This is a genomic window from Candidatus Pantoea bituminis, assembly GCF_018842675.1.
Lineage (GTDB): Bacteria > Pseudomonadota > Gammaproteobacteria > Enterobacterales > Enterobacteriaceae > Pantoea > Pantoea phytostimulans.
Window position 1 is genome coordinate 867,844 of sequence record NZ_JAGTWO010000004.1, and the last position, 15,477, is coordinate 883,320.

The window sequence follows — 15,477 nt, forward strand, 5'->3', positions numbered from 1 at the left end:
CATTCCATGTAACACCTTCACAGGCCGTACCTACACTTTGCCTGGATGACACTTATAACGTATACGGAGCTTCGCGATGACCACGCAACCGATGAACATCACTCTTAGCAACCAGCCCGCCGATGCGCGCTGGGGCGAAAAAGCCATTCTGACCAGCAACGACAGCGGTATGACGCTGCATATTACCGGCGCGGATGCGCTGATGACGATTCAACGCGGCGCACGCAAAATTGATGGTCAGGGCGTTCGCCATGTCGCGCTGGTCGGTGAGGGCTGGCACCTCGAACAGTGCTGGGCTTTCTGGCAAGGCTATCGTGGACCAAAAGGCAAACGTCAGGTTGACTGGCCGACACTGGGTGAGCATGAGCAAGCTGAGTTTGCGCGCCGCCTGAAAATCGTTGATTGGGTACGTGACACCATTAACCTGCCAGCGGAAGAGTTGGGACCAGAAGATTTAGCGCACAGCGCAGTGGATTTGATCAGTGAAGTGGGCGGCGATGCTGTGAGCTATCGCATTACCAAAGGTGAGGATCTGCGCGAGCAAGGTTACATGGGCTTGCATACGGTTGGACGCGGTTCAAATCGCCCACCCGCTTTTCTCGCTCTGGATTTCAACCCAACCGGCGACGACAAAGCACCGGTTTACGCTTGTCTGGTCGGCAAAGGTATCACCTTTGATACTGGCGGTTACAGCATGAAGCAGAGCAGCTTCATGGACTCAATGAAATCCGATATGGGCGGTGCGGCAACGGTGACTGGCGCGCTGGCGATGGCCATTTCACGCGGTCTTAATAAGCGCGTAAAACTCTATCTTTGCTGCGCGGATAACATGGTCAGCAGCAATGCCTTCAAACTGGGCGATATCATTCGCTATCGTAACGGCAAATCCGTTGAGGTCATGAATACCGATGCGGAAGGGCGTTTGGTCCTGGCCGATGGCCTGATTGATGCCAGCGAGCAAAAGCCGACTTTACTGATTGATGCGGCAACGCTGACCGGTGCGGCAAAGACGGCGCTCGGCAACGATTATCACGCCCTGTTTACTTTTGATGATGTCATGGCGCAGTCACTGATGGGCAGCGCAGTCAGTGAGAACGAGCCGTTCTGGCGCTTGCCGTTGGCAGAATTCCATCGTAGCCATTTGCCATCAAACTTTGCCGATCTGAACAATATTGCCAGCCCAGCACATGCTGCGGGTGCCAGCAGCGCGGCTGCTTTTCTGTCGCATTTTGTCAGCGATTATCAGCAAGGTTGGCTGCACATTGACTGCTCCGCCACCTATCGCAAAGCCGCAGTGGATCAGTGGTCTGCGGGTGCAACCGGTCTTGGCGTACGTACGCTGGCAAACCTGTTACTGAAGTAAACGATCCCAGCGGCGGCAAACAGGCCGCCGCTTTTTTGAGAGTAGATTATGAATCGTCTTGAAGAAGTGCTGAAGCTGGCGGCAACCGAGCCTGCGCATCGTCCCGAGTTTTTCCAGTTATTGCTGGAAGCAGATGCCTGGGTGCCAGGTGAAAGCACTGCACAGCAGCTGGATGCCAATACACCGGTCGATTTGCAGCACTGGGAAAAAGAAGATGGCAGCAGCGTCATTCCGTTTTTCACCTCTGAACACGCGATGAGTGAAGCCATCAGTGCTGAACAAGCTTATCTGCGTTTGCCGGTTCGCACGCTGTTCGAAATGACACGTGGCGAAGCGCTGTTTCTGAACCCAAAATTGCCGAGCGGTAAAGAATTTTCTGCGGCTGAGATCAGCCATTTGCTGGGCGAGCAGGGCGATGCGCTGAGCCAGCAAACAGTGTTGGAAGGCGGGCATGCGCTGCTGTTATCAGAAGTGGCGGAGCCGCCTGCGCAGATGATCGATTCTCTGACCCAGCTGTTCAGCAAGTACAAACAGGTGCGACGCGCCTTTGTCGCCAGCATTCGTGAAAGTGCGGAAGAAGAGCCAAATCTGCTGATTGGCATCGAGGCGGAAAGCGATATTGACGCCATCATTCAGGCTGCAGGCAGCGTAGCGACTGATACCTTACCGGATGATGCGCCCATCGATATTTGTGAAGTGACGCTGGACGATCGCGGCATCAGCCACTTTTTTACCGCCCACATTACGCCATTTTATGAACGTCGCTGGGGCAGTTTCCTGCGCGACTTCAAGGGCAGCCAGCGTATTATCTAAAAAAGTGCGGCACTGTTTATCGTTAAACAGGCCGCACTTTTTCAATTAATACGTTTATTTCTCAATGGGTAAGTCGTCGCGGCTGCCCCATTCGCCCCACGAACCGTCATACAGCGCGACATTACGCGCACCCAGCGCAGTCAGCGCCAGAATCACCACCACCGCAGTCACACCCGATCCACAGCTGGCAACCACCGGTTTTTCAATATCCACACCCGCTTTAACAAACAGGTCGCGCAGCTCTGCTACCGGCTTCAACTCGCCGTTCGCCACCAGATTGTTCCACGGTACATTCAGGCTACGCGGGATATGACCACGATGCAGGCCGGGACGCGGCTCATCCACTTCTGCATTGAAGCGATTCGCGGCTCGCGCATCAACGATCTGCGCACCGCCTTCATGGCTGATCAGCAACACATCATTCAAACGCTTAACCTGGCTTTCATCGTAGGTAGCTTCAAACTCGCCTTCTGGCAGCGTAACCGGGCCGGTTTCCACCGAGAAGCCTGCCGCTTTCCAGCCTTGCAAACCGCCCGCTAAAATAGAAACCTGCTGTACGCCAAAAGCGCGCAGCATCCACCACGCGCGGGGTGCCGAGAACAGGTTGCCTTCATCGTACACCACTAAATGTTTATCGCTGCTGACGCCCAGTTCGCGCATCGCCACTGAAAAACCTTCGGCGCGCGGCATCATGTGCGGATAGGGGCTGGTGTGATCGGAGAGCGCTTCAATATTGAAAAAAGGCGCATCAGGTAAATGGCCTGCCAGATATTCGGCTTGAATATCCCGCACCGCCTCCATGCCTGGCGGCAGCATTCGCGCATCCAGCACTTGCAGGTCTTCGTCGGTGTAATGTTCATTCAACCAGTCAGCGGATACAAACAGGGGAGCTGTCATAGCAACCTCTTCTCAAGATTCAGGAAGAGCCAGTTTCCGGTAATGGGCGCGCTATCTCAAGGGAAAGCGTTGATTAAATGGCGGCGTTGATGTGAAATTGCGCAGCGTTATTTACAACCTCTTCTGGGTCTGGGTGAAGGATTTACCATGAACAAACGCATTAACCGGCTGCTGCTCAGCATGCTGTTGAGCAGTGTGCTGCTGAGTACCGCAGCGCTTACTTCTTTTTCAGTTGTTGCCGCTGAGTCGGTGACGGCAACATCGCTAGCCAGGCCGCTTCAGGTGAGCGATCTCTCTGAATTACAGCTGGACGGCGCAGCGACGTTAGTGCTGACCTTCAATGCTCCGCTCGATGAAAAGCAGGATTTCTCTCGCCTGGTCACACTGACCGATGATGAACGCGGAAAAGTTGACGGCGGTTGGGAGCTTTCAAACAACCGTAAAGCGCTGCGTTTTCGTCATCCTGAACCCTCCCGTAAGTTGTCACTGAAGGTCGATGCCGCGCTGCGTGCCGCCAGCGGCGAAAGCCTTAACGCGCCTTTCTCGCAAAAGCTTACCACCCGCGATATTCAACCGATGGTGGGATTTGCCAGCCGGGGTTCATTGTTGCCGCTGCGTTTGACGCAAGGCTTGCCGGTTCTTGCGCTAAATATTGCGCGCGTTGATGTGGATTTTTTCCGGGTTAAAAACGCCACGCTGGCAGATTTTTTGGCTCAGTGGAATTACGGCAGCAACTTGTCGAGTTGGCAATCTGACGATTTATTGAAAAACGCAGATTTGGTCTATACCGGCCGCTTTGATCTCAATCCAGCACGCAATACACGTGAAAAATTGCAGCTACCGCTGAGCAACGTGGATGCTCTCAAGCAGCCGGGTGTTTATCTGGCGGTGATGAAACAGGCTGGCAGTTATCACTACAGCACGCCCGCAACGTTGTTTACGCTCAGCGATATTGGTCTGTCGCTGCATCGCTTCCCTACGCAATATGATCTCTTTACCCAAAGCCTGGAAACTGGCGCACCGCTTTCAGGCGTCAGCGTGCAGTTGCTGGATGAGAAAGGGCAGCAACTGGAAAAAAGCGAGAGCGATAATAACGGGCATTTACGCTTCAAAGCTCAACCCAAAGGCAAGCTACTGCTCGCCACCCTGGGTGAACAGACTTCATTAATTGATCTCACTCGCCCGGCGCTCGATCTGGCTGAATTTCCTGTCGCCGGGCCGCAAGGTTACGAAAAACAGCTGTTCGTATTTGGACCACGCGATCTGTATCGTCCAGGCGAAACGGTGATAGTTAACGCTCTGCTGCGTGATGTTGATGGCAATCCGTTGCCCGCGCAGCCCATCAAAGCTGAGCTGCTGCAACCGGATGGTGAAGTGTCGCGCAGCTTTGTCTGGCAGATGGAAAAGGGTTTTTACCAACAGCGTCTGACGTTACCAGCCTCTGCGATGACCGGCGAATGGTCATTGCGCCTGAATACCGGTGACAATTTGCCGCGACAGTGGAAATTTCAGGTAGAGGACTTTTTGCCAGAGCGCATGGCGCTTACTCTGAAAAACAGCGATAAGCCGCAACACGCTGATGCTGACATTACTTTTGATATTGCTGGGCGTTATCTTTATGGCGCACCCGCCGCGGGAAATCAGCTGCAAGGCCAGCTTTATCTTCGTCCGGCACGTGAAGCAGTTGCTGCGCTGCCAGGTTATCAGTTTGGTGATATCACCGAAGAGGAATTAACGCGCAGCCTGGGTGACGTCGACCTCAAGCTGGATGCAAAAGGTCAGGCGCAACTGGCGGTTGAAAGTCAGTGGGCAGAAAGTCATTCGCCGCTCAATCTGATTCTACAAGCCAGCCTGCTTGAAACCGGTGGTCGTCCGGTCACGCGTCGTGTAACCCAGGCGATTTGGCCAGCCGATGCGCTGCCGGGTATTCGCCCGCTGTTCAGCAGCAAAGCCGTCTATGACTACCGCAACGACAGCTACCATGACGAACCCACGGTGCCAGAAAATAGCCAGGCTGAGTTTGATATCCTGTATGCCAACAGCAAGGGTGAAAAGCTCGCCGTGAACAATCTGGATGTCAGACTCATTCGTGAACGCCACGACTATTACTGGAGCTTTTCCGACAGCGAAGGTTGGCAATCACGCTTCGATCAAAAAGATCTGCAGGAAGATGAACAGCGCATCACGATTCCTGCTGGCGGCAGCAGCAAAGTCAGTTTCCCGGTGGAGTGGGGCGCCTATCGTCTGGAAGTGCAGGCCGGTGAGAAAATTGTTAGTAGCGTGCGATTCCAGGCCGGTTACAGCTGGCAGGATAACACCAACGGCACTGGCGCATTACGCCCGGATCAGGTCAAGTTGAAGCTCGATAAAGCGGCTTATCAACCGGGTGATACTGCACAGATACAGGTGGAATCGCCCGCAGCGGGCAAAGGTTATCTGTTGGTTGAATCGAGCAGTGGCACGCTTTGGTGGCAGGCACTGGATGTTCCCGCTGGCGGTACCACCCTCGCTGTGCCCATCGATAAAAGCTGGCAGCGCCACGATCTCTATCTCAGCGCCATCGTGGTGCGTGAAGGGGATAAAGTCAGCGGTGCTACGCCAAAACGCGCGGTGGGTTTACTGCATTTACCCATGGCAACAGAAGCGCGGCGTTTAACGCTGGCACTCGACGCACCTGACAAGGTTCGTCCCGATCAAACGGTGAAAATCAACATAAAAGCCAGCCGGGAAGGTGGCGCACTACCGCAGCAGATTCATCTGCTGCTGTCGGCCGTGGATAGCGGCGTACTCAGCATCACGGATTATTCAACCCCGAACCCGTGGGACGCCTTCTTTGGCCGTAAACGTTACAACGCCGATCAATATGATGTATTTGGCCAGCTGATTGAAGGCGGAGGGCGGCTGGCGGCATTACGCTTCGGCGGCGATGCCAGCGAAGATGCCATGCGGCGCGGCGGCAAAAAGCCGGTTACACAGGTCAATATTGTGGCGCAGCAATTACAGGCGGTCACGCTGGATGAAAAGGGGAAGGCACGCTGGAGCTGCCGATTCCAACCTTTAACGGTGAGCTGCGCCTGATGGCCCAAGGCTGGAGTGAGGAGAGTTTTGGCGCAGCAGAGCGCAAGCTGGTAGTCGCTGCACCGCTTATTACCGAACTCGCCACACCGCGCTTCCTGGCGGGCGGCGACCAAGCGAACCTGGCGCTGGATATCACTAATCTCACCGATCTCCCGCAAACGTTAAAAGTGAATTTCTCTGCCAACGGATTGGTTGCACTGAATGGCGCGGTGACACAAAACGTGACGCTGGCGAAAGGCGCGCGAACCACGCTGAAAGTGCCGGTTAAAGCGCTGAACGGCTTTGGTGATGGCAGCGTAGACGTTGAAGTGTCTGGCCTGAATCTGCCGGGTGAAAATCTCAAGTTCAGCAAGCAGCAGTGGAAAATAGGCGTGCGGCCCGCTTATCCAGCGGAAACACTGAATTTCGATGCAGTGATTCCGGCCAATCAGCCGTGGCAAGTGATGGCAACTGCGTTCAGCGGAATGGAGAAAGAGACCTTAAGCGGCAGATTGTCGCTCAGCAATCGTCCACCGCTGAACATCGCCAGCTACATCAGCGAGCTGTACGCTTATCCTTATGGCTGCCTGGAACAAACCGCCAGCGGAATCTGGCCGTCGGTATTTACCCGCCATGCGCAACTTATGGCAATGGGCATCAAAAGCAGCAGCGACGATGCGCGTCGTGCCGCCATTGATACCGGTATTGCTCGCATGGCGGGGATGCAGCGGCCCAACGGCAGCTTCGGCTTGTGGAGCAAACAAAGCGAAGAGGAGTTTTGGCTGACAGCGTATGTCACTGACTTTTTATTGCGTGCCAACGAAGCGGGGTATGCGCTGCCAGAAGGTGTCATCGCCCGCGCCGATGAGCGTCTGCTGCGCTATCTGCAAGATCCGTCGCAAATTGACAAAGGCTGGAGCAATGACGTTGAGGCGCTGCGTTTTAGCGTTCAGGCATACGCGGGACTGGTGTTGGCACGGCAGCAGAAAGCGCCGTTAGGGGCGTTGCGTGCGCTATATGAAAAACGCGACAAGGCGAAATCAGGGCTGGCGCTCATGCAATTGGGTATTGCGTTAAAACTGATGGGCGATGAACAGCGTGCGCAGCTGGCCATTGGGCAGGGCGCTGCGATGAATCGTCCAGACAATGATGGATTTGGTGATTACGGCAGTGACGTTCGCGACCGCGCATTAATGATCGCTTTGCTGGCGGAAAATAATCTTCAACCGGATTTACAAAACACGCTGCTTCTGGCGCTGACCAAAGCGGTTCATGGCAAGCGCTGGTTCTCTACACAAGAAAATAATGCGTTGTTCCTGGCGGCACGAACGCTGCAAAACAGTAAAGGTGACCAATGGCAGGCGACACTGAACGGTCATCGGGAACCGCTGAGCAGTGACGGATTGCTGAACACCGCACTGGATGAAACGCAGCTGATGCGTGGCGTGGAGGTTAGCAATGAAAGTCGTTCGCCGCTGTATGCCAGTCTCAACGTGGTGGGGTATCCCGCTTCATCGCCTGCACCGATGAGTAACGTGCTGGGTATCAAGCGCGAGTATTTCACACTCAACGGCAAAGCCGCCAATCTCGCCAATTTGAGCAGCGGTGAATTAATCATGGTGCGTTTAACCGTGTCGGCGAAAAAAGCGTTAACGATGCGCTGGTGGTCGATATGTTGCCTGCGGGTCTGGAACTGGAGAATCAGAACCTTGCTAACAGCAGTGCCAGCCTCGGCGACAGCGCCGATGCTCTCAAGGAGAGCATGATGGATATGCAGCAGGTAGACATCAAACACATTGAGTTTCGTGACGATCGCTTCGTGGCGGCGTTGGCTGTGGATACCTATCGGCCTGCCACGCTGATCTATCTGGCACGTGCCGTTACGCCAGGCCGCTATAAAATGCCGCCGCCGCAGGTGGAGTCAATGTATGTGCCGGAATGGCGCGCGGTGGGCAATACGGCAGAGATGCTTCATGTGCGTTAAGCAGGATGCGTGCGGGTGAAGCGCGTGCACTTCAACAAGCGGTGGCTCGGGCTGCCGCTTTTTTCTGACATTATTCGCGCTTCCTTTGGCGTTGGATCGGTTATTCCCTCTTCCCTTGCATCAGGCGCAACCTGCACGTGTCGTCGTGGCGGAAGATGGCACGCCGCTGTGGCGCTTTGCCGATCGGCAGGGCATCTGGCGTTATCCCGTCACGCCGGAAGATGTCGCGCCCGCTTACGTAGAAGCCCTACTGACTTATGAAGATCGCTGGTTCTGGCACCATCCGGGTATCAATCCATTCGCGTTAATACGTGCCGCCTGGCAAGATCTCTCCAGCGGTGAAATCATCTCGGGTGGCAGTACCTTAACGATGCAAGTAGCGCGATTGGTCGATCCTCAACCGCGTACCCTGCGTGGCAAAATCATTCAAGCGTGGCGTGCCGTGCAGCTTGAATGGCATCTCTCTAAACAGGAAATTTTAACCCTTTATCTCAATCGAGCACCTTTCGGCGGCACCTTAGAAGGTGTGGGTGCGGCAAGCTGGAGCTGGTTGGGTAAGCCGCCTTCACAGTTGACCAAAGGCGAAGCGGCATTGTTGACGGTATTACCGCAGGCACCCAGCCGTTTACGTCCCGATCGCTGGCCGCAACGTGCAGAAAAAGCGCGTAACAAAGTGCTGGATCGTTTGGCTGAATACCACGTTTGGACCCCAAAAGAGGTGGCAGAAATCAGGCAGGAAGCGGTTTGGCTGCCGCCACGCCAAATGCCACAAATGGCGCCGCTGCTGGCGCGACGTTTGCTATCGCAAACCCACGAAAACAAAATCGTCTCAACCCTCGATCCCGCATTGCAGCGTGAACTGGAGAGGGTGGCAGAAAACCTGAAAGCGCAACTGCCGCCCCGGAGCTCGTTAGCGATGCTCGTGGTGGATCATACGTCGATGAAGGTGCGTGGCTACGTTGGCTCAGTCGATTTCAACGATGACAGCCGCTTTGGCCATGTGGATATGATTTCCAGCGCGCGTTCGCCAGGATCGGTGCTCAAACCCTTTATATATGGCATGGCATTGGATGACGGATTGATCCATGCGGAATCACTGTTGCAGGATGTTCCTCGCCGTTTTGGTAACTATCGCCCCGGCAATTTTGATAGCGGGTTTCATGGGCCGGTCAGCGCCAGTGACGCGCTGGAACGCTCGCTCAATCTGCCAGCAGTGCAACTGTTGGAAGCGCTAGGGCCAAAAATGTCACTGCGCGTTTGCGCAACGTAGGATTGAATTTGCGCTTTCCGCCCGCCGCAGAACCCAATCTTTCGCTGATCCTTGGCGGCACTGGCACGCGCATGGATGAACTGCTGGCGGCTTACAGCGCTTTCGCTCGTCATGGCAATGCGGCAAATTTGCGCTGGCTGGCGGATCAGCCTTTGCATGAGCGTCCCTTGCTCTCGCCGGGCGCGGCATGGATTGTAAGGCGCATTTTGGCCGGTGAAGCACAACCCGCGGGAAATGGCACTGTGACGGATGTGGTGCCGCTGGCGTGGAAAACCGGTACCAGTTATGGCTATCGTGATGCATGGGCGATAGGCATTAATCCACGTTATTTAATCGGAATCTGGGTTGGACGGCCCGATGCAACCCCGGTTGCAGGGCAATATGGCGTTGCCACCGCCATTCCGATACTGAATCAGGTGAATAGCGTGCTGATGAGCCGCTTATCGGGCAACCGCGCACCGGGCGATCCGCGTCCTGCTTCCGTCAGCAGCGCGAGCATTTGCTGGCCTGGCGGACAACCTTTACCGGCGGGTGACTCAAACTGCCGACAACGGCGACAAAGCTGGGTGCTGGATAATACGCTGCCACCCACGCTGCTTGCGCCTGGCCAGGAGGGATTTAGCGGTTTGCGGCTGCGCTACTGGCAAAATGTCAAAGGGTTACGTGTTGCTGCGGATTGTCCGCAAGCCACACCTCACGAGCAAATTATGTGGCCGCTGCCGTTGGAGCCATGGTTGGCAAAAGCTGAGCGTCGCAGCCAAAGGTTGCCGCCTATTGATCTGCAATGCCCACCGCTACAGCAGGGAAATGTGCTGCCGCTGATTTTAACCGGGGTGATTGAGGGGCAGGTCGTGCAGCCACTGCCCGGGAAAACATCATTGGTTTTACCGGTTACGGTGCAAGGCGGTCAGGGAAACCAACGCTGGTGGTTTCTTAATGGTGAGCCATTGGCAGAGGAGAGCCCAACCAATACGCAGTCGCTGGCCCTGAACAGCACGGGTGAATATCAATTGGTGGTGATGGATGAAACCGGTCAACTCGCCTCGGTGAACTTTACCGTTCAATGAGGGCAAACCGGCTGATTGCACACTTACTGAGCCATTACTTCGACAGAGATCAATATTTTTCAACAAATTATGGGATCTCTGATAGGCAATGCCTGACTCAACCCCTATAATCGGCGCCGTTTCTTAGCCGGGGCGTGCGCTTCCCGGTTTCTTCAGGACATCAAGACAGAGGTCATCATGGCAATCGAACGTACTTTTTCTATCATCAAGCCAAACGCCGTCGCTAAAAACGTGATCGGTGCAATCTACAACCGTTTTGAAAGCGCAGGCTTCAAAATCGTTGGCGCGAAAATGCTGCAGCTGAGCAAAGAGCAGGCTGAAGGTTTTTATGCTGAGCACCAGGGCAAACCTTTCTTTGACGGTCTGGTTGAGTTCATGACTTCTGGTCCAGTAGTGGTTTCAGTGCTGGAAGGCGAAAATGCCGTTCAGCGTCACCGCGATCTGATGGGCGCAACCAACCCAGCGAACGCGCTGGCGGGCACGCTGCGTGCAGACTACGCTGACAGCTTCACTGAGAACGCGACTCACGGTTCAGATTCAGCAGAATCCGCAGCACGTGAAATCGCTTACTTCTTCGGCGAAAACGAAATTTGCCCACGCACTCGTTAATCGCTTCGCGATAAACGGATAGCTGGCTTTACAAAAATCTGCGTAAGGATTTCGATCCCGCCTGGCATCAGGCAGCAGATGTTGTACAATATTGCGCCCTCATTAAGCTTTCTTAGTGAGGGCGCAATTTTTTACCTATTCTTAACCAGAGCCATAACGTGTAACAACGAGGCCAGAGAACATTATGTCCGAACAGATTGTGACGCCATCGTCCGCATCCCCCATTGTTGTTTCCCCAAAAAGCCAAAAAATTAATTTGCTGGATCTGAGTCGTCCGCAGATGCGCGAATTTTTCCTTTCGCTTGGCGAAAAGCCTTTCCGTGCCGATCAGGTTATGAAGTGGATGTATCACTACTGCTGCGATGATTTCGAGCAGATGACTGACATCAACAAAAAGCTGCGCACTAAGTTGATGGAGCTGACCGAGATCCGCGCGCCGGAAGTGGCAGAAGAGTGGCGCTCCGCCGATGGCACCATTAAGTGGGCGATCCGCGTGGGCGATCAGCTGGTGGAAACCGTGTACATCCCGGAAGGCGATCGCGCCACACTGTGCGTATCATCACAAGTAGGTTGCGCGCTGGAGTGTAAATTCTGTTCAACTGCCCAACAGGGTTTCAACCGCAACCTGCGCGTGTCCGAAATTATCGGTCAGGTATGGCGCGCGGCAAAAATTGTCGGTGCCGCAAAATTGACCGGCCAGCGTCCGATCACCAATGTTGTGATGATGGGCATGGGCGAACCGCTGCTTAACCTGAACAACGTGGTTCCGGCGATGGAAATCATGCTGGATGACTTCGGTTTTGGATTGTCTAAACGCCGTGTGACGCTTTCCACCTCTGGCGTGGTGCCTGCGCTCGACAAACTCGGCGATATGATTGACGTTGCGTTGGCGATCTCGCTGCATGCCGCAAACGACAAACTGCGCGACGATATCGTGCCAATCAATAAAAAATATAACATTGAAATGTTCCTGGCAGCGGTAAAACGCTACATCGCAAAATCCAATGCTAACCAGGGGCGTGTCACCATCGAGTACGTCTTACTCGATCACGTTAATGACAGCACTGATGATGCGCACGAACTTGCCGCACTGCTGAAAGAGACGCCATGTAAAATCAACCTGATTCCATGGAACCCCTTCCCGGGTGCACCTTATGGGCGCAGCTCAAACAGCCGCATTGACCGCTTCTCAAAAGTCCTGATGGATTACGGGTTTACCACTATTGTGCGTAAAACTCGTGGCGATGATATCGATGCTGCTTGTGGTCAGCTGGCGGGTGAAGTCATTGACCGTACCAAACGTACCCTGAAGAAAAAAATGGCAGGCGAACTGATCTCTGTGAAGGCGCTCTGAAACCCTGACGCATAATATTCCCCGTTGGTGTCGCTCGTGGCAGGCTGCTGCCAGCTAATCAAGCGACATGAGGGAAGTAAAATGCGTAAAGGATTACCGACAGGTGTGTTAGCAAAATTAGTGGCGCTGTTTGTTGTAAGCGGTTGTGTCAGCAATACACCACAACCTGGTGCGGCAGAAGTCCGTCTACAGTTAGGTATGCATTATTTAGCAGTAGAAGATTATGCCGCAGCACAGCGCAACTTTCTGCGCGCTCAGGCTGCTGCGCCTCGTGATTATCGGGTGCCTTTGGCGCTGGCTCGACTAGCACGGCTACAGGGAAATTCTGCTGCCGCGACCGAACAGTTTCTTGTGGCTCAGCGGCTGGCACCAAAGAATGGATACGTTGCTAACAATTACGGTGCGTTTCTTTGCGCTTTAGGGCAGTATGACGAAGCGCATCAACAGTTTAAACGGGCAATGGATGCGCAGGAAGGAGACGCCCGCATCGATGCTTTCGAACTGTCGGGATATTGTTATCTGCAGGCAGGGGACGATGAGTCAGCACGTTCAGCCATACTGCACGCGCTGGATGCGGATCGGGGCAAAGGAGAGTCCATGTTGGCCGAAGCTGAAAGGCTGGTGGAGACTCACCAATCGGTTAACACACCGTTATTGTTAGAGATTTACCAGCAACGTTTGCCAGAAACGGCACGCAGTCTGGCGTTATACATACGTTTCGCCGCGCAACAGGAAAATGCCGCAGACATTACTCGTTATGGCGACCAGTTAGCGCGACGTTTTCCACAATCGATACAGTACCAGCGTTATTTAGCTAATGAATACTGAAGCCACTCAAGAGAACTCTGCAGTACATTCTACAGGCGAACGCCTGCGTCTGGCCCGTGAGCAGATGGGACTGACGCAGCAGAACGTTGCTGAACGCCTGTGTCTGAAACTTTCTACCGTACGAGACATTGAGGAAGATAAATCGCCTGCTGATTTAGCCTCAACGTTTTTGCGCGGATACATTCGCTCTTACGCACGTCTGGTGCATATTCCTGAAGAGGAATTGTTGCCAATGATGGCGAAACAAACGCCGGTGCGTGCAGCAAAAATCGAACCGATGCAAAGTTTCTCCTTGGGCAAGCGCCGCAAAAAGCGCGACGGTTGGTTGATGATCTTCACCTGGCTGGTGTTGTTTGTGGTCGTGGGTCTGACGGGCGCCTGGTGGTGGCAAAACCACAAAGCGTCGCAAGATGAACTGGTCACGATGGCCGATCAGAACGGCAGCAGCAACGGTGACAACAGTCAATCCATCCCGTTGGGTGAAAACGCGGGCGACGGCGGAGCGGATGACACCGCTGCGCCTGCCGCACCAGACGAAAGCAATACCGCGCCTGCCGCAACAGAAAACAGCGTTGCTAATACGCCTGCACCTGCGACTAACGCGAATAACACGGTACCGTCGCCACAAGATAATGCTGTGGTTTCACCTAGCCAGCCGCCGGTAAACACATCAGCAGCACCAACCGCACCACAAATGCCGGTGGGTGCCGCTGCAGTAAGTGAACCAGCAACCGATCCTAATGCCGTTGTTATGACGTTTAACGCGGATTGCTGGTTAGAAGTCACAGACGCGACCGGTAAAAAATTGTTCAGCGGATTGCAACGCAGCGGCGGTAAACTTAGCCTTGCCGGAACTGCGCCGTATCGCCTGAAAATTGGCGCGCCATCAGCAGTTCAGGTGCAATACCAGAACCAGCCTGTTGATTTGAGTCGTTTTATCCGTACTAACCAGGTTGCTCGCCTGACATTAGGTGCGCAATAACAGCGTATTGCGTACCGGGCAATTGTGGAGAAGAAATATGCATAACGAAGCACCCATTATCCGTCGTAAATCTAAACGTATTTACGTCGGCAAGGTGCCTATCGGCGACGGTGCGCCTATTGCCGTTCAGTCGATGACCAATACCCGCACCACCGACGTGGCTGCAACAGTTAATCAAATTAAAGCCCTTCAGCGCGTAGGCGTGGACATTGTTCGCATCTCCGTGCCGACAATGGATGCCGCCGAAGCGTTCAAGCTGATTAAACAGCAAGTCGACGTTCCGCTGGTCGCCGATATCCATTTTGATTATCGCATTGCACTAAAAGTCGCTGAATATGGCGTCGATTGTCTGCGTATCAATCCAGGTAACATTGGCAACAACGAACGTATTCGTATGGTTGTTGATTGCGCGCGTGACCACAACATTCCCATTCGTATCGGTGTAAATGCCGGTTCGCTGGAAAAAGATCTGCAGGAAAAATATGGCGAGCCGACGCCGCAGGCGCTGCTCGAATCCGCCATGCGTCACGTTGATCACCTTGATCGCCTGAATTTCGATCAGTTCAAAGTCAGCGTGAAAGCGTCTGACGTTTTCCTGGCTGTTGAATCTTATCGCCTGCTGGCAAAACAAATTGAACAACCGTTGCATCTCGGTATTACCGAAGCAGGCGGCGCACGCGCAGGTGCAGTGAAATCAGCGATTGGCTTAGGCTTGCTGCTTTCAGAAGGTATCGGTGACACGCTGCGTATTTCGCTGGCTGCCGATCCTGTAGAAGAAGTAAAAGTCGGATTCGATATTTTGAAGTCGCTGCGTATTCGTTCACGTGGGATCAACTTCATCGCTTGCCCAACCTGCTCGCGTCAGGAATTTGACGTTATCGGCACGGTGAACGCGCTGGAGCAACGCCTTGAAGACCTGATCACGCCGATGGACGTTTCGATTATCGGCTGTGTCGTCAACGGTCCAGGCGAAGCAACTATTTCTACGCTTGGCGTAACCGGTGGCAGCAAGAAGAGTGGTTTTTACGAAGATGGCGTGCGTCAGCGCGTTCGTCTCGACAATGACGATATGATCGATCAGCTGGAAGCGCGCATTCGCGCTAAAGCCTCAATGCTCGACGAAAGCCGTCGCATTGACGTACAGCACCTGGAAAAATAATGGCGTGCGCAGACTGCGCGCGTGACTTTTTGACTGAACCTGTGCGGTTTCATCCTCATAAGGTATGATGCCGCACAGGTTTTTTGCATTAAGA

8 protein-coding genes and 2 pseudogenes are annotated in these 15,477 nt (G+C 54.1%); 9 read left to right on the plus strand and 1 reads right to left on the minus strand.

What is annotated here, in order from left to right:
* Nucleotides 1–76 precede the first annotated feature (76 nt).
* A complete protein-coding gene (pepB, locus tag KQP84_RS07890; protein WP_215845860.1) occupies nt 77–1,363 on the plus strand; it encodes an aminopeptidase PepB in 1,287 nt (428 codons plus the stop codon).
* A 48-nt stretch (nt 1,364–1,411) separates the two neighbouring features.
* On the plus strand, nt 1,412–2,176 hold the full coding sequence (gene sseB, locus KQP84_RS07895; protein WP_215845861.1) for an enhanced serine sensitivity protein SseB: 765 nt from the start codon (nt 1,412–1,414) through the stop codon (nt 2,174–2,176).
* A 54-nt stretch (nt 2,177–2,230) separates the two neighbouring features.
* Here sseB and sseA read toward each other — a convergent pair whose 3' ends face one another.
* Nucleotides 2,231–3,073, minus strand: a complete 843-nt coding sequence (gene sseA / locus KQP84_RS07900) for a 3-mercaptopyruvate sulfurtransferase (protein WP_215845862.1) — start codon at nt 3,071–3,073, stop codon at nt 2,231–2,233.
* Between the two features lie 147 nt (nt 3,074–3,220).
* Here sseA and KQP84_RS07905 point away from each other — a divergent pair.
* From KQP84_RS07905 to ispG, 7 genes and pseudogenes are all read left to right on the plus strand, one after another.
* Nucleotides 3,221–8,114, plus strand: a pseudogene (locus KQP84_RS07905) (alpha-2-macroglobulin family protein).
* 15 nt (nt 8,115–8,129) lie between these two features.
* Nucleotides 8,130–10,451 (plus strand): annotated as a pseudogene (pbpC, locus tag KQP84_RS07910) (peptidoglycan glycosyltransferase PbpC).
* Between the two features lie 177 nt (nt 10,452–10,628).
* Complete coding sequence (gene ndk, locus KQP84_RS07915; protein WP_003848684.1) at nt 10,629–11,060, plus strand: nucleoside-diphosphate kinase; 432 nt, start codon at nt 10,629–10,631, stop codon at nt 11,058–11,060.
* Nucleotides 11,061–11,244: 184 nt separating this feature from the next.
* On the plus strand, nt 11,245–12,414 hold the full coding sequence (rlmN, locus tag KQP84_RS07920) for a dual-specificity RNA methyltransferase RlmN (RefSeq protein WP_215845863.1): 1,170 nt from the start codon (nt 11,245–11,247) through the stop codon (nt 12,412–12,414).
* A gap of 81 nt (nt 12,415–12,495) precedes the next feature.
* A complete protein-coding gene (pilW, locus tag KQP84_RS07925; RefSeq protein WP_215845864.1) occupies nt 12,496–13,242 on the plus strand; it encodes a type IV pilus biogenesis/stability protein PilW in 747 nt (248 codons plus the stop codon).
* Nucleotides 13,232–14,224, plus strand: coding sequence for a cytoskeleton protein RodZ (rodZ, locus tag KQP84_RS07930; RefSeq protein ID WP_215845865.1), 993 nt, complete (start codon nt 13,232–13,234; stop codon nt 14,222–14,224). The genes pilW and rodZ overlap by 11 nt, the downstream gene beginning before the upstream one ends.
* A 37-nt stretch (nt 14,225–14,261) precedes the next feature.
* On the plus strand, nt 14,262–15,383 hold the full coding sequence (gene ispG, locus KQP84_RS07935) for a flavodoxin-dependent (E)-4-hydroxy-3-methylbut-2-enyl-diphosphate synthase (RefSeq protein WP_215845866.1): 1,122 nt from the start codon (nt 14,262–14,264) through the stop codon (nt 15,381–15,383).
* The last annotated feature ends 94 nt before the right edge of the window (nt 15,384–15,477 follow it).